The following is an 18,914-nucleotide window of genomic DNA, read 5'->3' as shown; positions in this document are numbered from 1 at the left end:
GACCACGCGGCCCGACCCGCCGTGCCCCCGGAACGGCCCGGCCCGGCCCGCCCGGGTTTGGCCACCGGAACGCCGGGTAGCCGAGCCCGTCCGATCGACGGGACCGGCGGGTGACGGGAGGGCCTCGTGGTACGCCTGCTCAGCGGTGCGACCGGCGGCCGGCGCTGATGTGCGGCATCGCCGGGGAGGCCCGGCTCGACGGGTCGACGCCGGACGTCGCGGCGGTGACCCGGATGACCGAGCTCATGCGCTCCCGGGGCCCGGACGGCGAGGGGCTCTGGACCGACGGTTGGGTGGCCCTCGGGCACCGGCGGCTCACCATCATCGACCTCTCCGAGGCCGGCGGCCAACCGATGGTCCGCGAGGACCTCGGGCTCGGGCTGGTCTTCAACGGCTGCGTCTACAACTACCCCGAGCTGCGCGAGGAGCTGAGCAACGCCGGCTACTCGTTCCACTCCACCAGCGACACCGAGGTGATCCTGGTGGCGTACGCCCACTGGGGTGAACGCTTCGTCGACCACCTGGTCGGCATGTTCGCCTTCGGCCTGGTGGACCGGGCGCGGCGGCGACTGGTGCTGGTCCGCGACCGCCTCGGGGTGAAACCGCTCTACCTCGCCGAGACGCCCGGCCGGCTACGGTTCGCCTCCAGCCTGCCGGCGCTGCTCGCCGCCGGCGACGTGGACACCGGCATCGACCCGGTGGCGCTGCACCACTACCTCTCCTGGCACTCGATCGTGCCCGCGCCCCGGACCATCCTGCGTGGCGTCCGCAAGCTGCCACCGGCCACCCTGCGGATCCTGGAGGCTGACGGGCGCAGCCGGGACGAGGTGTACTGGCAGCCGGACTACGTGCGGGAACCGGCCGACGCGGCCATGGGGGCCCGGGACTGGCAGGACGCCGTCGGGGAGGCGCTGCGCACCGCCGTCCGCCGACGGCTCGTCGCCGACGTCCCGGTCGGCGTGCTCCTCTCCGGCGGCCTGGACTCCAGCCTGATCGTGGCGCTGCTCGCCGAGGCCGGCCAGCGGCACCTGCGGACGTTCAGCATCGGCTTCGACAGCCGGGGCGACGAGTCCGGCGACGAGTTCCACTACTCCGACCTGGTGGCGCGCGACTTCGACACCGACCACCAGCGCATCCGGCTCACCGACGACGACCTCGTCCCCGCCGTACGCCGCAGCGTGCTCGCCATGACCGAGCCGATGGGCAGCCACGACGTGGTCGCCTTCCACCTGCTCTCCGAACAGGTGGCCCAGCACGTGAAGGTGGCCCAGTCCGGGCAGGGCGCCGACGAGGTGTTCGCCGGCTACGCCTACCACCAGCCGCTGGCGCGGGTGCCCCGGGAGGGCGCCGCCGACGAGTTCGCGGCGGCGTTCTTCGACCGGGACCACGCCGAGCTGAACCAGGTGGTCGGGCCGGCGTACGCGCTGGACCGGGACGCCAGCCGGGACCTGCTCGACGCGCACCTGGCGGCGCCCGGGGCGCAGACGGCGGTCGACGCGGTGCTGCGGCTGGACACCCACCTGATGCTCCCCGACGATCCGGTCAAGCGGGTCGACAGCATGAGCATGGCCTGGGGCCTGGAGGTGCGTACCCCCTTCCTCGACCAGGACCTGGTCACCCTCGCCGCGCACTGCCCGCCGGAGCAGAAGCTGGCCGGGGGCGGCAAGGGGGTGCTCAAGGAGGTGGCCCGGGAGGTGCTGCCGGCCGAGGTGGTCGACCGGCCGAAGGGCTACTTCCCGGTGCCCGCCCTGCGCAACGTGGACGGTGCCGTACGCGAGCTGGTGGTCGAGGCGTTGCAGTCGCCGGCCGCCCGGCAGCGGGCCCTGTTCCGGCCCGAGTACGTGGCGCACCTGCTCGCCGAGCCGGACCGGGCGGCCGCGGCGGCGGGCAGCAACAAGCTCTGGCAGCTCGGCCTGTTGGAGCTCTGGCTCCAGTCCCACGGCGTCACCTGATCTTGGCCGGGGCGAGCCCGGCAGGGGTCAGCCGGCGGTGGTCCAGGCGGCCAGCTCGGCGAGGACGGCGCGCAGGTCGCCGGTCGCGTCGAGGATCCGCCGCTGCCGGGTCGCGCCGGTGCCCTCCCCGCGCAGCCGGGTCAGCTGATCCAGCACGTACCCCAGGTCGCCGTGGCGCAGTAGCGCCGGGGAGACCGTGGCGAAGAGCTCGTCGGCCAGCTCCCACGCCGGCCGGGCGCCACCGCGTCGCAGGTCGATGAGGGTGCCGTCCATCCCCTCGTGGGCGGCCCGCCAGTGCGCCGCGGAGACCAGGCAGTCGCGGACGGGCGACGCCGGCACCCCGGCGCGCACCTCGTCGACGAGCGTCGCGACGAGGGCGCGCAGCAACGCGGCGACGAGCACGGTGTCGTCGACCGTCGGGCAGACGTCCCCGACCCGGATCTCCACAGTCGGGTACGCGGCCGACGGCCGCGCGTACCAGTAGACCATCGCCGCGTCGAGCATGACGCCCGCGGCGATCAACTCCTCGACCGTGCGGTCGTAGTCGGCAGCCGAGTCGAAGTAGGGGGTGGGGCCGAGGCTCGGCCAGCGCTCCAGCTGCATCGAACGCCAGCTGGCGTGCCCGGTGTCGGCGCCGTCGTGCAGCGGCGAGTTGGTGGCGATCGCGTGCACCACGGGCAGCCAGGGGCGCAGGTGGTTGCAGACCTGGATGGCCAGGTCACGGTCCGGCACCCCGACGTGCACGTGGCATCCGCAGACCGCCGGGTCGTGTGCCACCGGCCCGTACCGGCGGGACATGGCGTGGTAGCGCGGTTTGTCCGGCACCGTCCGATGTGGCTCGTGCATCGGGGTCGCGCCCACTGCGACCAGCCGGGCGCCCGCCGACTCGGCCGCCTGAGCGGCGGAGCGTCGCAGTGCCACCAGGTGCGCCCGCAGCTCGGTCAGGTCGACGCTGACCGGGGTGACCATCTCCACCATGCTGTGCCGGAACTCCTGCCGGCTCTGGTCGCGGGCCGCCCCGCGCAGCCCGGTCAGCACCCGCTGGGCGACCGGCAGGTTCTCCCCGGTCCGCGGGTCCAGCAGCAGGAACTCCTCCTCCACCCCGATGGTCAGCGTGGTGAGGTCGGGCACCGCGGTGGCGATCGTCGGACGGTACGTCATGCGTTCGGCGTCCGTTTCGTCAGGCGACGCGCCGGGCGTCGCACTACCGGCCGCCTCCGCGTTCCCGCCGCCGGGGTCGGCAAACGCTCGCGGCCCGGCCGGAGGAGTCCGGCCGGGCCCGTCGGGCGAGCAGTCGGTGCTACGGGTACGCGGTCAGGTACACCTGCTGGTTGGCGGTGTTCGCGGTGCCCCCGGTGTTGTTGATCACGCGGTTGATGGTGCCGACCCCGCCGAGGGAGACGGTCACCAGGTTGGTGAACCGTACGTTCGGATTGGTCGGCGCCTCGAAGGCGCGTTCGGCGACGACCGCGGGGTTGACGTTGAAGTAGCAGTAGCTGCCCATGCCCCAGCCCTGGTGGCTGGTCACCCCGTCGCCCACCTTGTACGCGGCGTAGCCCCGGGTCGAGCCGTTCATGAAGGCGGCCTGGTTCGGCGGGTCGTACGGCATCTCGTTCTGATAGAAGTACGTCCGCCCGCCGTTGCCGTTCCAGACGGTCTGGTACCTCTGGTAGTGCTCGACGAAGAGGCCGTACATGGTGACGTTGTCGCCGTTGACGGTCAGCCCGGTGTCGGCGGTGTTCAGCGTCCACCCGGTCGGTACGCCGGAGGCCGCGTGGTCGGCCCGCCACAACCACATGTGGTCGCCGATCACGTTGTCGCTGTTGACGGTGAGCGTGTTGGTGGCCTTGCCGACGTGCGGCCCGCCGATGCGGAAGAACACGTCGTGCAGCGAGGTCGGGTTCGCCGCGTGGCTGGCCGACGAGCCGGCCGGGCCGACCTCCATGAGCACGGGCGAGTTCGTGGTGCCCGCCTCGAACATGATGCCGGCGACCTTCACACCGTCCACGTCGGCCACCCGCATGGCCACGGTGCCGTTGTCCGCCTGGATGGTGGCGAGACCGAGACCGAGGATCACCGTGTCGGCGCGGTTGACCTGGATCGGCTCGGTGACGTGGTGCACGCCCGGGGTGAAGAGCAGGTGTCTGCCCTGGGCGAGCGCCGCGTTGATGGTGGCCGCGCCCGTGCCGGGCTGGACGACGAAGAACTGCGACAGCGAGATGGACGAGCCGGCCGGGGTCTTGCCGTACCAGCTGGTGCCGGTGGTGTTGCTGCGCAGTGCCGGTACGAAGACCCGGTACTCGCCGGTGCCGTCGACGTAGAGGAAGGGCTTCTCCCGCACAACCGGGGACTGCGGGATGACGGTGTGCGACGGGTTCGGGAAGTGCGGCGGCGGTGCGCCGGCGACGCCCTGGAAGACCATGTTCCAGACCGAGCCGGTCCAGCCGTTGCCGAACTCGCTGTTGCGCGAGTACCACTGCTGCTGGGAGCCGGAGACGACGAGGCCGTCGATCCTGGTGTCGGCCATCAGGCCGCCGCTGGACCAGCCGTCACCGCCGTTCCAGAGCTGGATCTGGTTCTGCCCGCCGCGCAGGTGCATCCGGCGGTACGGGGCCGCCTGCGAGACCGCCCACCGCTCCACCGTCACGCCGGCGGGCAGGGTCACCGAGAGGTTCTCGGCGGCGCGCCAGAAGTTCTGGGTGGCGTTTCCGTTCATCCAGAACGCCTCGACCCGGACGTGGCCGTTGAGGTTCACGTCGTCCGGGCTCATCCCCAGGCCGGCGACCTGGGTGAAGAAGCCGAGGTTGACGTCGGCCGTGTAGGTGCCCGGCTTGAACAGCACCGCGTACCGCTGCGGGCCGAACTGGTTCTCCTCCTGCTGGTCGAAGAGGGTGTTCAACCGACTCTGGATGGTGCCGGTCGGGGTGCTGGGGTCGAAGACGAAGGTGTTAGGCCCGAAGTTCGGGTTGCGCGGATCGGTCGGCGGGATCGACGGGTCGCCGCCCCCGCCTGTGGTGTTGACCTGCAGCTCCCAGAGCGAGTAGCCGTACGCGGTGCCCCGGGCGGCCCCGTACATCCGCAGGTAGCGGCCGCTGCCGTTGACGGTCAGGCTCTGCGTGCCGCCGGTGCCCGTGGTGGTGCTGTAGACGGTGGTCCAGGCGTTGCCGTCGGCCGAGGTCTGGAGCTGGAAGGCCCGGGCGTACGCGGCCTCCCAGGTCAGCACCACCCTGCAGATCGTCTGGGTGCCGCCCAGGTCCACCCGCAGCCACTGGGGGTCGCTCGCGGCGCTGGCCCACCGGGTTCCGCCGTCGCCGTCGACCGCCGCGGAGGCGGGCAGGGCGGCGTTCTCGGTGGAGGAGGCGGTGGCCGGTCGGCCCTGCGCGGCGTTGGCGCTGCCGCAGGTCGGTGTGGTGCCGCCGGTCTCGCCGTAGACCTGGAACTCCCAGAGCGAGTAGCCGTAGGCGCTGCCCCGGGCGGTGCCGTACATCCGCACGTAGCGGCCGGCGCCGGTCACGGTGATGTTCTGGGTGCCGCCGGCGCCGGTGGTGGTGCTGTGGACGGTGGTCCAGGTGCCGCCGTCGTCGGAGGTCTGGAGTTGGAACGCGCGGGCGTAGGCGCCCTCCCAGACCAGGGTCACCTGGCTGATCGTGGCCCGGGTGCCGAGGTCGACCTGGAGCCACTGCGGATCGCTGAACGCGCTGGACCAGCGGGTGCCGGTGTTGCCGTCGACCGCCGCGGCGGCCGGGGTGCCGGCGTTCTCGGTGGACGAGGCGGTGGCGGGGCGGCCCTGCGACAGCAGGGTGGGGGCGGCCTGCGCGGGTGGTGCGACGCCCGCCGGGCTGAGCGCCGCGACCAGCGCCACGGCGAGCCCGATGAGCGCGCGCCGCCGCCAGCGGGAAGCTGGCACGGATAAAACACGAGATGTCATGACGTTCCCTGTCGGTAGAGGGCTGCGGACGCTGGGCAGACGGGAAGGGACCGGTACGACCGCCGGCGCCGGGGTGATGCCGCCGAGGCGGCGCCGGGGGGTCGAGAGAGCGCTCTCGATGGAGTGTTACGGGGGCGTCGCGACGACGTCAAGACATCGATCTATAACACTGTTATTTATCCCGAAGGTCGTTTATGGACGATGCGCCACCCCCGGGAGACGGCACGCGGCCGGCGGGGGATGGCGCCCCGGCCGGCGGGAGACGGCGCCCCGGCCGACGGGAGCGGGTAGTGCCCTTCGGTGGCTTTAGAGCTGATGTCGCGAACGAGTCGACCCAACGACGCACGAAGGCCACGGCACCAAGCAGGGAAACCCCACTACCCCACCTCCGTCCCACCCCCGCCCCGACCCGCCCCGTCCCGCCTCCGGCTCCGACTCCGGGCCTCCGGGCCTCCGGGCCTCCGGGCCTCCGGGCCTCCGGGCCTCCGGGCCTCCGGGCCTCCGGGCCTCCGGGCCTCCGGGCCTCCGGGCTTCCGGGCTTCCGGGCTTCCGGGCTTCCGGGCTTCCGGGCTTCCGGGCTTCCGGCGATGATCATGAAGTTAGCGGGGGTCGGGAAGATCAAAATCCGCGTTAACCTCATGATCGACGGGCTGAGGCGTGGGCAGAGAGTTCGGTTCATGTCGGTGTCGACCGGGCTCGGCCGCACCGTTTCACGGTGATCGTCGGCGGTTCGGCAGGTCGCGTGGCGGCGGGTCGACGCGCCCGGGCGTCACCGCGGGGCTTCGTCCCGGGCGGGCGTGACGATCGAAACGACCACCCATGGCACGCATCCTTGGCGCGGCCTCGGCTTCCCGGGGCTCCGGCGCCCGATGTCGCTGTTGACTCAGCTCCAAAGCGTCGGCGCGACCTTACCTAGACTGGTGAGTGGCGCGCCCGACGACGCCGACGAAAGCGTCACCGGCATCGGCACGACCTCGCGTCAACCAGCGACCGGCAGACGGCAGACGGCAGACGCAAGCAGCGACGTCACCAGCGTCGGCACGACCTCACGCCAACCTGCGACCTGCGACCTGCGACGACCCTGGCAGGAGCGACGGCCGACGACCGACATCCGACGACCGGCGAGCGGCGACGACGCGGGCAGAGGCGACGCGGGTCGGGGGCGACGCGGGCGGGGGCGACGCGGGCGGGGGCGTCAGCGGCGTACGCCTCCGTCGGCGAGGAAGCGGGCGACCGGGAGCGTCGCGGCGCCGAGAGCGACCGCGTCCACACCCAGCCGGCACAGCTCGATCGAGGCCTGTTCGTACGGCTGGCGCAGCGCCTGACGGCCGGCGGCCTCGCGTACGGCCGGCAGCAGATCACCGAGCGCCATCGCCGCCCAGCCGCCCAGCACGACCCGCTCCGGATTGAACAGGTTGATCAGGTTGGCGACGCCGGCGCCGAGGTAGGCGGCCGTCTCGTCGAGCACCCGGCGTGCTGTCGCGTCACTGGCCGCCGCGTCGAGCAGCGCGTTGAGCTGGGACTCCTCATCTTCACCCGGCACCGGGCGGCCACCGCGCGCCTCGCGGTAGCGGTCGATGATCGCCTCCGCGCCGACGTACGCCTCGAGACAGCCGCGGGCGCCGCAGCGGCAGGGCCGCCCGCCGTACACCAGCGTGGTGTGACCCCACTCCCCCGCGCTGCTGGAGGCGCCGCGGTAGGTCGCGCCGCCGGCCACCACGGCCGCGCCGACACCGGAGCCGACCAGGGCGAAGACGGCGTGCCGTGCGCCCTTGCCGGCGCCGAACCACATCTCGGCCTGGCCGAGCGTCTTCGCCCCGTTGTCGATGTGCAACGGCAGGTCGGTGCCGGCGGCGATCAGCTGCTCGAGCGGTACCCGGTCCCAGCCGAGCGCCTGGGCGTGCACCACGGCGTGCTCGCCCTGCGAGACCACGCCGGAGACGCCGATGCCGACGCCGAGCACGTCCGCGGGGCGGACCCCGGCGGCGCCGGTCACCGCGTCGATCCCGGCGAGCACGTGGCCGGCCACCTCCGCGGGCTCGGTCCGGGCCGGGTCGAGCGGGTACTCGGCGCTGGCCAGCAGGGTCATGGCGAAGTCGAACAACTCGACGCGGACCCGGGTCTCACCGACGTCCACCCCGACGAGGAACGCGAACCGGCTGGCGATCCGGAGCAGCATGCTGGGCCGGCCGCCGTCGGACTCGGCGGCGCCCGCCTCGGCCACGAGCCCCTCCTCGATGAGGTCGCTGACCACGTTGCTCACCGCCGGCTGACTCAGGCCGGTGCTGCGCACCAGATCCTGCCGGGTCAGTGGCCCGTCGAGGAAGAGCTTGGTCAGCAGGGAACCCCGGTTGCGCAGTCGCACGCTCCGGTTGGTGGCTCTCGCCAGCTCCACTCGGCACCTCGATCCCGTCGGTCGTCCCGAGCGACTGTACGGCTCCCCGTGCTTGACGACCCCACCAGCAGACACTTTAATGACGACATAATTTAAGCCTTGATGTAACCCCCCTACCCCCACCACTGCATCGGAAGGGCTGATCGTGTCCACGAGACGTCAACTCGGGATACTTACCGCCGCCGTCCTGGCGGCCGCTTCGCTGACCGCCTGCGGCGGCTCCGGCGACGACGCCGGCGGTTCCGGCAAGACCCTCACCTACTGGGCCAGCAACCAGGGCGCCAGTCTCGAGGCCGACAAGGCCATCCTCCAGCCGGAGCTGGACAAGTTCGAGAAGCAGACCGGCATCAAGGTCAACCTTGAGGTCGTGCCCTGGTCGGACCTGCTCAACCGGCTGCTCGCCGCCGCCACCTCGGGTCAGGGCCCGGACGTGGTGAACATCGGCAACACCTGGTCGGCGTCGTTGCAGGCCACCGGCGCGCTCGTCGAGTTCGACGACGCGACGCTGCAGGCCGTCGGCGGCAAGGACCGCTTCGTCCCGGCCGCGCTGGCCGCCGCCGGCGCACCCGGCAAGCCGCCGGCCGCCGTGCCGCTCTACAGCCTGGCGTACGCGCTGTACTACAACAAGAAGGCGTTCGCCGACGCCGGCATCACCGCCCCGCCGACCACCTGGGAGCAGCTCGCCGAGTACGGCAAGAAGCTCACCACCGGCGGCAAGTGGGGGCTCGCGATCGAGGGCGCCAACCCGAACGAGAACGCCCACCACGCCTTCGCCTTCGGCCAGCAGTACGGCGGCGAGTGGTTCGACTCGTCCGGCAAGCCGACGTTCGACACCCCGCAGAACGTCTCGGCGGTGAAGCGGTACGTCGACTTCATGGCGACCGACAAGATCACCAACCCGAGCAACGCCGAGTACGCGCAGAACCAGTCGGTCTCCGACTTCGCCAACGGCAAGGCGGCGATGCTGCTCTGGCAGGCCGCCGGGTCGAACCTGAAGACCCAGAACATGGCCCCCGACGCGTACGGGATCGCACCGGTGCCCTTCCTGGCCAGCCCGCCCGCGGGCGGCAAGAAGGTCAACAGCATGGTCGCCGGCATCAACATGGCGGTCTTCAAGCACACCAAGAACAAGGACGCGTCGCTGAACTTCGTGAAGTTCATGACCAGCGACGAGGAGCAGACGCTGCTCAACAAGACGTACGGCTCGCTGCCCGCGGTGAAGACCGTCGGCACCGATCCGGCGTTCAGCGCCCCGGAGCAGAAGGTGCTCCAGGAGACGCTCTCCACCTCGGCGGCCCCGCTGCCGCAGGTGCCTGACGAGAGCACCTTCGAGACGCTGGTCGGCACCGCCATCAAGGAGCTGTTCGCCGACGCGGCCAGCGGCCGCCCGGTCACCGAGGACTCGGTGAAGAAGAAGCTGAGCGACGCGCAGCAGAAGATGCGCTGACCCCGGCGTCACAGGTGGCCGTGGTGGGGCGCCCCACCGGCCCTGCCACGGCCACCACCTGCCGAGAGGATCCTGATGGCAACCAGTACCACCGCGTCGGGTGCCCGCCCCGACCGGCGCGACCCCGGGGCCGCGACCGCGGCGCCGGCCCCGGCCCGGCGGCCCCGCCGCCCCCGGCGTTCGCTCCTGCCGTACCTGCTGCTCGTTCCGGCCGTCGTCCTGGAGCTGGCCATCCACGTGATCCCGATGGTGGTCGGGGTCTGGATGAGCCTGCTGGAGCTGACCCAGTTCCACATCCGGGACTGGTCCACCGCACCCTTCATCGGACTGGAGAACTACAAGGCGACGCTGGACTTCAACAGCGTGGCCGGCCGCGAGCTGCTGCACTCGTTCTGGGTCACGCTGGTCTACACCCTGCTCTCGGTGGGGCTGGCCTGGCTGCTCGGGATCGCCGGCGCGGTCGTGCTGCAACGACCGTTCCGCGGCCGGGCAATTCTGCGGGCGCTCTTCCTCACCCCGTACGCGCTGCCCGTCTACACCGCGGTGATCACCTGGAGCTTCCTGCTCCAGCGGGACACCGGCCTGGTCAACCACGTCCTCGTCGACCAGCTCGGGCTGCTCGACGACAAGCCGTTCTGGCTGATCGGCGACAACAGCTTCTGGTCGCTGCTCATCGTCTCGGTCTGGCGCAGCTGGCCGTTCGCGTTCCTCTGCCTCATGGCCGGCCTGCAGAACGTGCCGGACGAGCTCTACGAGGCGGCCGCGATCGACGGCGCCGGGTTCTGGCGGCGGCTGCGCTCGGTCACCCTGCCGATGCTGCGCCCGGTGAACCTGGTCCTGCTGCTGGTGCTCTTCCTCTGGACGTTCAACGACTTCAACACGCCGTACGTGCTCTTCGGCGGTTCGGCGCCGGCGCAGGCCGACCTGATCTCCATCCACATCTACCGCAGCTCCTTCAAGACCTGGGACTTCGGTTCGGGCTCGGCCATGTCGGTGGCGCTGCTGCTCTTCCTGCTGGTCGTCTCGGCCGGCTACCTGCTGATCACGAACCGCCGGAGGGACCATGCGTGAGACCGCCGGTGAGCGCTGGGGCCGACGGATCGTGCTGACCCTGCTCACCCTCTTCGTCGTCATTCCGCTCTACGTGATGGTCACCTCGGCGGCGAAGCCGCTGCAGGACGTGCAGAACGGCTTCACCTGGTGGCCCAGCCGGCCGACGCTGCAACCGTTCGTCGACATGTGGAGCACCGTGCCGCTGGCCCGCTACCTGGTGAACAGCCTGGTGGTGTCCAGCGTCGCTGCGGTCTGCTCGGTGGCGGTCGCCATCTTCGCGGCGTTCGCGGTGAGCCGGTACCGCTTCCGGGGCCGGGGTCTCTTCTCGGTGACCGTGCTCTCCACCCAGATGTTCCCCGGCATCCTGTTCCTGCTGCCGCTCTTCCTCATCTACGTCAACCTGGGCAACGCCACCGGGATCGAGCTGTACGCGAGCCGTACCGGCCTGGTCATCACGTACCTGACCTTCTCGCTGCCGTTCTCGATCTGGATGCTGGTCGGCTACTTCGACTCGATCCCGCGCGGGCTCGACGAGGCGGCGCAGGTCGACGGCGCCGGTCCGCTGCGCATCCTGTTCCGGGTGATCCTGCCGGCGGCCGTACCGGGCGTGGTCGCCGTCACCGTGTACGCGTTCATGACCGCCTGGGGTGAGGTGCTCTTCGCCTCGGTGATGACCGACGAGGGCAGCCGTACTCTCGCCGTCGGCCTCCAGGGCTACTCCACCCAGTTCAACGTCTACTGGAACCAGATCATGGCCGCCTCGCTGGTGGTGAGCGTGCCCGTCGTCGCCGGTTTCCTGGCGTTGCAGCGCTACTTCGTCGCCGGCCTCACCGCCGGCGCTGTCAAGTGATTCGATCCACCGCAGAGGAGAACCAACCCGTGCCGGACCTGTCCAAGCTGCCGCCCGACTTCCTCTGGGGCGTCGCCACCGCGGCGTACCAGATCGAGGGGGCCGTCGACGTCGACGGACGATCTCCGTCCATCTGGGACACCTTCTCGGCGGCTCCCGGGAACGTCGACAACGGTGACACCGGTGCCGTCGCCTGCGACCACTACCACCGCTGGCCCGAGGACGTCACGCTGCTGCGCCGGCTCGGCGTCGACGCGTACCGGTTCTCGGTGGCCTGGCCCCGGGTGCTGCCCGAGGGGGGCGGCGCGGTCAACGCGGCGGGACTGGACTTCTACGACCGGCTGGTCGACCGGCTGCTCGCCGAGGGCATCCGGCCCTTCGCCACGCTCTACCACTGGGACCTGCCACAGGCTCTGCAGGACCGGGGCGGCTGGCCCGAGCGCTCCACCGCCGAGGCGTTCGCCGACTACGCGGCGATCGTCGCGGCCCGGCTCGGCGACCGGGTGACCGACTGGAACACGGTCAACGAGCCGCTCTGCGTCTCCTGGATCGGCCACCTGGAGGGCAAGATGGCCCCCGGGGAGCGGGACCTCGACCGGGCGGTGCGTACCTCCCACCACACGCTGCTCGGACACGGCCTGGCCACCCAGGCGGTACGGGCGAACGCCGCCCGCCCGGCGTCGATCGGGCTGGTGCTCAACCTCAGTCCGATCGAGGCGGCCACCGACCGTCCCGAGGACGTCGCGGCGGCCCGCCGGATGGACGGCCACGTCAACCGCTGGTGGCTCGACCCGATCCACGGGCGCGGCTACCCGGCGGACATGATCGCCACCTACGGGATCGAGCCGCCGGTACGCGACGGCGACCTCGCGGTGATCGCCACCCCGACCGACTTCCTCGGAGTGAACTACTACTTCCGTCAGCTGGTCGTCGACGACCCGGCGGGGCCCCCGCCGTACGCCCGGCAGGTGCCGGTGCCCGGCGCGGTCGAGACGGCGATGGGTTGGGAGGTCTACCCGACCGGGCTCGAGCAGCTGCTGGTCTCGGTGCACGAGGAGTACCGGCCGGCGAAGATCATCGTCACCGAGAGCGGGTCGGCGTGGCCGGACACGGTCACCGCGGAGGGCACGGTCGAGGACAAGGAGCGCACCGACCAGCTGGAGGAGCACCTGGTGGCGTGCGCGTCGGCGGTGGCCCGCGGGGTTCCGCTCGCCGGCTACTTCGTCTGGTCGCTGCTGGACAACTTCGAGTGGGCGTACGGCTACGACAAGCGCTTCGGGCTGGTCCACGTCGACTACGCCACGCAGCGGCGCACGATGAAGGCGAGCGGGCACCGCTACGCCGAACTGATCCGCGCCCACCAGCGGCTCGCCGGTGCGGCCGGCGCCACCACCACGCCGGTGGCCTGAGCCCGTATCCACCTCCCGGGGCCCCGGGGTGCCGCACCAACGGCACCCGGGGCCCTCCCCATTCCCACCCCCGACCCTCCCCACCCCCGGCCCTCCCCGTCGATCATGAGGTTGGCGGGGCCTTGGAGATCGGCTCCCCCGTCAACGTCATGATCAACGGGCGGCGCCGAGGAGTCCCGCGCGGGGAGAGCGCTCTCTTGACACAAGGGCGGAGCGTTCATAGATTGTTGACAGTCTATTTCACCGGTTTCCTTACAGTTCCCGTCCGCCGGACGGGTTGAGGGTCCGGACATCCGAGATCGCAGGGAGGCCTCCCATGCGCAGACTTCGTGCCGTCGCCGCACTGGCGCTCGCCGTCGTGGGGCTCAGCGCCGCGCTGACCGTACCCACCGCCGCACCCGCCGCCGCCGCACCCGGCGCGGTGACCTGGTCCGACGACTTCAACGGGCCCGCCGGCACACCGCCGGACCAGAACAAGTGGAAGTACGACATCGGTGGTGGCGGCTGGGGCAACAACGAGTTGCAGTACTACACCAGCAGCACCCGCAACGCGGCGCTGGACGGTAACGGCAACCTCGTGATCACCGCCCGCCGGGAGAACCCCGCCAACCACAACTGCTGGTACGGCAGCTGCCAGTACACCTCGGCCCGGCTGCTGACCGCCGGCACGTTCGCCCAGGCGTACGGCCGGTTCGAGGCTCGCATCAAGATCCCACGCGGCCAGGGGCTCTGGCCCGCCTTCTGGATGCTCGGCACCAGCAGCAACTCCTGGCCCGACCGGGGCGAGATCGACATCATGGAGAACGTCGGGCGCGAGCCCTCCACCGTGCACGGCACCCTGCACGGGCCCGGCTACTCGGGCGGCAACGCGGTCACCGGGCAGACCTCCCTGCCGGGCGGGCAGGCACTCGCCGACGCGTTCCACACGTACACCGTCGACTGGGCGCCCGACTCGATCACCTGGTACCTCGACGGCGTGCAGTACTCCCGCAAGACCCCGGCCGACCTGCGCGGCAACCGATGGGTCTTCGACCACCCCTTCTTCATGATCATGAACGTCGCGGTCGGCGGTAACTGGCCCGGCTCCCCTGACGGGACGACGGTCTTCCCGCAGCAGATGGTCGTCGACTACGTCCGGGTGCAGGCGTGGGACACCGGCGGCGGGGGCGGCGGCGCGCCGATCGTCGGCTACGGCAACAAGTGCGTGGACGTGGCCGGCGCCAGCACCGCCAACGGCACCGCGGTGCAGCTCTGGACGTGCAACGGCACCGCGGCGCAGCGCTGGTCCTGGGCCGGGGACGGTTCGGTGCGGGCGCTGGGCAAGTGCCTCGACGTGGCCGGTGGCGGCACCGCCAACGGCACACCCGTGCAGTTGTGGGACTGCAACGGCAGCGCCGCGCAGCGCTGGGTCCTCAGCGCCGCCGGGGACATCGTGAATCCGCAGGCGAACAAGTGCCTCGACGCGACCGGAGCGAGCTCAGCCGACGGCACCCGGCTGCAGATCTGGGAGTGCACCGGCGGCCCCAACCAGAAGTGGCGCCGCTGACCGGCACGGTCACGGCGGGGTGGCACGGGCGAGGTCGGCCGGGGTGTCGAGGTCGAGCGGAACGCCGACACCGTCGCAGGGCACCCGGACCACCAGGTCGGGCCGGGCGCGCAGCAGGTCGCGGGCGCCCCGGTCGCCGGTGGCGTACCGGTCGAGCAGCGGCCAGGTCTCGCGCCCGAGCAGCACGGGGTGGCCGGGACGCCCGGCGTAGGTGGCCGTCGCGACGACTGCGCCGCCGGCGTACGCGGCCCGCACCCGGCGCACCGCCGCCGGGCTGAGCAGCGGCTGGTCGACGAGGACCACCACGGCGGCCGCCACGTCCTCGGGCAGCGACGCCAGCCCGAGGCGCAGTGAGAGGCCCATCCCCCGGGACCAGTCGGGGTTGTGCACCAGGACCGCCTCCGGCAGCGGGGGCAGGTCGTCCGCCCCGGCGCCGACCACGACGTGCGCCGGGGCGCAGCCCCCGGCGGCCAGCAGGCGCAGGGCACGGCGGACGAGCGGCTCGCCGGCGAACTCGACGAGCGCCTTCGGCCGGCCGAACCGACGCCCCGCGCCGGCGGCGAGCAGCAGCCCGGCCACCCTGCCCTTCGCCACGCGTCCCCCAGCCAGACAAGAGCTGTCGGTTTTCTCCCGATTAGTGTGAACAAAGCTACTATGAGCGGGTGCAGAATCGCTCCGGTAGCGCCTCGATCGCCGGCGACGAACGGTCGTCCCGGGTCGCGTTCACCGTCAACGGCGATCGCCGCGAGCTGACGCTGGACAACCGCACGACGCTGCTCGACACGCTGCGCGAGCACCTCGGCCTCATCGGCGCGAAGAAGGGCTGCGACCACGGCCAATGCGGCTCCTGCACGGTGCTGCTGGAGGGGCGGCGGGTGAAGAGCTGCCTGATCTTCGCGGTCACCCTGGACGACTGCTCGATCACCACCGTCGAGGGGCTGGCCGGGCCCGACCGGCTCTCCCCGCTGCAGGAGGCGTTCGTCGCGCAGGACGCGTTCCAGTGCGGCTACTGCACGCCGGGTCAGCTCTGCTCGGCGCGCGGCGTGCTCGACGAGCTCGCCGAGGGGTGGCCGAGTGCGGTCACCGAGGACCTCACCGGCGTCGTACGGCCGACCGACGCGGAGATCCGCGAACGGATGGCCGGCAACCTGTGCCGGTGCGGGGCGTACCCGCACATCGTCGCCGCGATCCGGGAGACGGCGGGCGAGCGATGAGGGAGTTCCGGTATCGCCGCCCGACCGACGTCGACGAGGCCGTGGCGCTGCTCGACGCGGACCCCGACGCGGCGTACCTGGCCGGCGGCACCAACCTCGTCGACCTCATGAAACTCGGCGTGCAGCGCCCCGACCTGCTGGTGGACGTCAACCGGCTGCCGCTGGGCGGCGTCGAGCCGCTGCCCGAGGGCGGCCTGCGCGTCGGTGCGACCGTACGCAACAGCGAACTCGCCGCCCACCCGGTGGTACGCCGGGACTACCCCGTGCTCGCCCGCGCGCTGCTCGCCGCCGCCTCCGGTCAGGTGCGGAACATCGCGACCACCGCCGGCAACCTGTTGCAGCGCACCCGGTGCTTCTACTTCCAGGACACCGGCAAGGCGTGCAACAAACGGGATCCGGGCAGCGGCTGCGCGGCCCGGCACGGGCAGAACCGCGAGCTGGCCATCCTGGACTGGTCCGAGGAGTGCGTCGCCACCCACCCGTCGGACCTGGCCGTCGCGCTGGCCGCCCTCGATGCGGTGGTCGAGGTGGCGGAGCCCGAGGGAACCCGGGACGTGCCCTTCGTCGAGCTGCACCGGTCGCCGGGCGAGCACCCGGAGCGGGAGACCACCCTCCGACGGGGTGCGCTGATCACCGCCGTACGGATCCCACCGCTGCCGGCCGCGCGCCGGTCGGCGTACCTCAAGGTTCGGGATCGGGCCTCGTTCGCCTTCGCGGTCGGTTCGGTGGCCGCCGTGCTCGACCTGGACGGGGACGTGGTGCGTGACGTCCGGCTCGCCTACGGCGCGGTCGCGCACCGACCCTGGCGCGCCTACCGGGCCGAGGCGGAGCTGCGCGGCCGGCCGTTCACCCCGGAGCTGGCCGGGCAGGCCGCGGACGCGGAGCTCGCGGCGGCGCGCCCGTTGCGGCACAACGGGTTCAAGGTGCCGCTGATCCGCGCCGTCACCGTCCGCGCCCTCACCGAGCTGGCGGAGTCGCGGCGATGAGCGGCGGGCTCGGCGTGCGGACCGGGGCGGAGCCGTGAGCGCGGGCGCGGTGGGCCGGGCCCACCCCCGTCTGGAGGGCCCGGAAAAGGTCACCGGCACCGCCCGGTACGCGGTCGAGTACCCGCTGGAGGACGTGACGTACGGCTGGGCGGTTCCCGCGGCGGCGGTGCGCGGGCGGATCACCCGGATCGACCCGGACCCGGCGCTCGCGGTGCCGGGCGTGCTGGCGGTCCTGCACCACGGCAACGCCCCGCGGCTCTCGTCGGACGTCGAACCGGAGCTGTACCTGCTGCAGGACCCGGCGGTGCACTACCGCGGTCAACTGGTGGCCCTGGTCGTGGCGGAGAGCATCGAGGCGGCCCGTGAGGGCGCGCGTCAGGTCCGGATCGACTACGACACCGAGCCGCACAGCACGGTGCTCACCGCCGACCACCCCGGCCTGTACCGACCGGAGAAGGTCAATCCGAGCTATCCCACGGACACCAGCGAGGGGGACTTCGACGCCGCGTTCGACGCCGCCGAGGTGCGGGTCGACGCCACGTACCGGACTCCGGCGTACCACAACAATCCGATGGAGCCGCACGCCACCACGGCGCAGTGGCGCGACGGGCGGCTGCTCGTGCACGACTCCAACCAGGGCTCGACGGCTGTGCAGGCCGCCCTGGCCGAGCTGTTCGGAATTCCCCGCGACTCCGTGCGGGTGATCAGCGAACACGTGGGCGGCGGGTTCGGCAGCAAGGGCTACCCGAAGGCGGCCGTGGTGCTCGCCTCGCTCGCGGCCCGGCAGGTGGACCGGCCGGTTCGGCTCGCCCTCACCCGGCAGCAGCTCTTCGGGCCGATCGGCTACCGCACCCCGACGATCCAACGGGTACGGCTCGGCTCCGACGCGGACGGTCGGATCGCGGCGATCTGCCACGACGCGATCAGCCAGACCTCCACCATCACCGAGTTCGCCGAGCAGACCGCCGTCTACACCCGCAGCATGTACGCGGCGCCGCACCGGCGCACCACGCACCGGCTGGTCCGCCTCGACGTGCCGACCCCGTTCTGGATGCGGGCGCCGGGCGAGTGCCCCGGCGCGTACGCCCTGGAGTCGGCGATGGACGAGCTCGCCGCCGCCTGCGGGATCGATCCGATCGAGCTGCGGGTCCGCAACGAACCGACTGTCGACCCCGACCAGGGGCATCCGTTCAGCAGCCGCAACCTCGTCGCCTGCCTCATCAGGGGCGCACGCCGGTTCGGCTGGGGTGACCGCGACCCGCGTCCCGGTGCCCGCCGCGAGGGACGTTGGCTGGTCGGCACCGGGGTGGCCGGCGCCAGCTACCCCGCTCGGGCGCGGGCGTCGGCCGCCACGGCCACCGCGCTGCCCGACGGCGGCTACCTGGTCCGGATCAACGCGACCGACATCGGCACCGGGGCCCGTACGGCGCTGTGGCAGATCGCCGCGGACGCGCTGGACGTACCACCGGAGCGGGTGACCATCCGGATCGGCGACAGCGACCTGCCCCCGGCGGGCGTGGCCGGCGGTTCGATGGGCACCGCCTCGTGGAGTTGGGCGCTCACCCGCGCCTGCCAGGAGCTGCGCGACCGGCTCGGCCACCACTCGGGCTCACTGCCGCCGGAGGGGCTGACCGTCGCGGCGAGCACCGCCGACGAGATCCGGGCCCAGAAGCCGATGGCCCGCTACGCGTACGGCGCGCACTTCGTCGAGGTACGGGTGGACGCGGAGACCGGTGAGGTCCGGGTGAGCCGCATGCTCGGCGTGTTCGCGGTCGGCCGGGTGGTGAACCCGACGACCGCGCGCAGTCAGCTCATCGGGGGCATGACCATGGGAATCTCCATGGCCTTGCACGAGGAGGGGTTGCTCGACGAGCGGTACGGCGACTGGGTCAACCACGACTTCGCCACGTACCACATCGCCGGGTGCGCGGACGTCGAGCAGATCGAGGCGGAGTGGGTCGACGAGGAGGACTCCGACCTGAATCCGACCGGGGTGAAGGGGCTCGGCGAGATCGGCATCGTGGGTTCGGCGGCGGCGATCGCCAACGCCGTCCGGCACGCCACCGGCGTACGGGTGCGCGACCTGCCGATCCGGCTGGAGAAGCTCGCCGGCTCATCATCCTTTACTTAATTA

The 18,914-nt window shown here is 72.0% G+C and carries 13 protein-coding genes; 9 read left to right on the top strand and 4 right to left on the bottom strand.

The genetic code is table 11. The features are described from left to right. Positions 1-167 precede the first annotated feature (167 nt). A complete protein-coding gene (locus D7147_RS08010) occupies positions 168-1,952 on the top strand; it encodes an N-acetylglutaminylglutamine amidotransferase (RefSeq protein WP_120675119.1) in 1,785 nt (594 codons plus the stop codon). Between the two features lie 27 nt (positions 1,953-1,979). Here D7147_RS08010 and D7147_RS08005 read toward each other — a convergent pair whose 3' ends face one another. From D7147_RS08005 to D7147_RS07995, 3 genes are all read right to left on the bottom strand, one after another. Then, positions 1,980-3,113, bottom strand: coding sequence for a carboxylate-amine ligase (locus D7147_RS08005; RefSeq protein ID WP_120675117.1), 1,134 nt, complete (start codon positions 3,111-3,113; stop codon positions 1,980-1,982). A 139-nt stretch (positions 3,114-3,252) separates the two neighbouring features. Then, entirely contained in the window at positions 3,253-5,880 is a 2,628-nt protein-coding gene (locus D7147_RS08000; RefSeq protein WP_120675115.1) for a discoidin domain-containing protein, read from the bottom strand. Positions 5,881-7,075: 1,195 nt separating this feature from the next. Next, positions 7,076-8,275, bottom strand: coding sequence for an ROK family transcriptional regulator (locus tag D7147_RS07995; RefSeq protein WP_120675113.1), 1,200 nt, complete (start codon positions 8,273-8,275; stop codon positions 7,076-7,078). 145 nt (positions 8,276-8,420) lie between these two features. Between D7147_RS07995 and D7147_RS07990 the strand changes: the two genes are divergently transcribed. The 5 genes from D7147_RS07990 (at position 8,421) to D7147_RS07970 (ending at position 14,580) form a co-directional block, all read left to right on the top strand. Further along, positions 8,421-9,722 carry an ABC transporter substrate-binding protein gene (locus tag D7147_RS07990; RefSeq protein ID WP_120675111.1) on the top strand — a complete coding sequence of 434 codons (1,302 nt, stop codon included), beginning with the start codon at positions 8,421-8,423 and terminating at the stop codon, positions 9,720-9,722. Positions 9,723-9,797: 75 nt separating this feature from the next. Further along, positions 9,798-10,793 (top strand): carbohydrate ABC transporter permease, encoded by a 996-nt coding sequence (locus tag D7147_RS07985; RefSeq protein ID WP_120675109.1) that lies wholly within the window; start codon positions 9,798-9,800, stop codon positions 10,791-10,793. Further along, complete coding sequence (locus D7147_RS07980) at positions 10,786-11,625, top strand: carbohydrate ABC transporter permease (RefSeq protein WP_120675107.1); 840 nt, start codon at positions 10,786-10,788, stop codon at positions 11,623-11,625. Before D7147_RS07985 ends, D7147_RS07980 begins: the two co-directional genes overlap by 8 nt. A 29-nt stretch (positions 11,626-11,654) precedes the next feature. Continuing rightward, positions 11,655-13,034, top strand: coding sequence for a GH1 family beta-glucosidase (locus D7147_RS07975; RefSeq protein WP_120675105.1), 1,380 nt, complete (start codon positions 11,655-11,657; stop codon positions 13,032-13,034). A 316-nt stretch (positions 13,035-13,350) separates the two neighbouring features. Beyond that, positions 13,351-14,580, top strand: coding sequence for a glycoside hydrolase family 16 protein (locus tag D7147_RS07970; protein ID WP_120675103.1), 1,230 nt, complete (start codon positions 13,351-13,353; stop codon positions 14,578-14,580). A gap of 9 nt (positions 14,581-14,589) precedes the next feature. Here the strand turns inward: D7147_RS07970 and D7147_RS07965 are convergent, their stop codons facing one another. Further along, the gene (locus tag D7147_RS07965) at positions 14,590-15,174 is read right to left on the bottom strand and encodes a nucleotidyltransferase family protein (protein ID WP_199734104.1); all 585 of its coding nucleotides are present in this window, start codon (positions 15,172-15,174) and stop codon (positions 14,590-14,592) included. Between the two features lie 95 nt (positions 15,175-15,269). Here D7147_RS07965 and D7147_RS07960 point away from each other — a divergent pair, with 95 nt between their 5' ends. The 3 genes from D7147_RS07960 to D7147_RS07950 are packed head-to-tail and all read left to right on the top strand — an operon-like array spanning position 15,270 to position 18,911. Beyond that, on the top strand, positions 15,270-15,794 hold the full coding sequence (locus D7147_RS07960) for a 2Fe-2S iron-sulfur cluster-binding protein (RefSeq protein ID WP_120689859.1): 525 nt from the start codon (positions 15,270-15,272) through the stop codon (positions 15,792-15,794). After that, positions 15,791-16,780 carry an FAD binding domain-containing protein gene (locus tag D7147_RS07955; RefSeq protein ID WP_120675097.1) on the top strand — a complete coding sequence of 330 codons (990 nt, stop codon included), beginning with the start codon at positions 15,791-15,793 and terminating at the stop codon, positions 16,778-16,780. The genes D7147_RS07960 and D7147_RS07955 overlap by 4 nt, the downstream gene beginning before the upstream one ends. A 34-nt stretch (positions 16,781-16,814) precedes the next feature. Further along, positions 16,815-18,911, top strand: a complete 2,097-nt coding sequence (locus D7147_RS07950; RefSeq protein ID WP_120675094.1) for a xanthine dehydrogenase family protein molybdopterin-binding subunit — start codon at positions 16,815-16,817, stop codon at positions 18,909-18,911. Positions 18,912-18,914 lie beyond the last annotated feature (3 nt).

The organism is Micromonospora musae, assembly GCF_003626545.1.
GTDB classification, from domain to species: domain Bacteria; phylum Actinomycetota; class Actinomycetes; order Mycobacteriales; family Micromonosporaceae; genus Micromonospora; species Micromonospora musae.
Note: the sequence above shows the minus strand (reverse complement) of the source record. Positions and strands in the feature narration are given on the sequence as shown.

Excerpts from the sequence above, each read along its gene's own strand:
- D7147_RS08010 (WP_120675119.1), top strand. The coding sequence starts at position 168 with ATGTGCGGCATCGCCGGGGAGGCCCGGCTCGACGGGTCGACGCCGGAC.
- D7147_RS08000 (WP_120675115.1), bottom strand. The coding sequence starts at position 5,880 with ATGACATCTCGTGTTTTATCCGTGCCAGCTTCCCGCTGGCGGCGGCGC.
- D7147_RS07970 (WP_120675103.1), top strand. The coding sequence starts at position 13,351 with ATGCGCAGACTTCGTGCCGTCGCCGCACTGGCGCTCGCCGTCGTGGGG.
- D7147_RS07980 (WP_120675107.1), top strand. The coding sequence starts at position 10,786 with ATGCGTGAGACCGCCGGTGAGCGCTGGGGCCGACGGATCGTGCTGACC.
- D7147_RS07955 (WP_120675097.1), top strand. The coding sequence starts at position 15,791 with ATGAGGGAGTTCCGGTATCGCCGCCCGACCGACGTCGACGAGGCCGTG.
- D7147_RS07985 (WP_120675109.1), top strand. The coding sequence starts at position 9,798 with ATGGCAACCAGTACCACCGCGTCGGGTGCCCGCCCCGACCGGCGCGAC.
- D7147_RS08005 (WP_120675117.1), bottom strand. The coding sequence starts at position 3,113 with ATGACGTACCGTCCGACGATCGCCACCGCGGTGCCCGACCTCACCACG.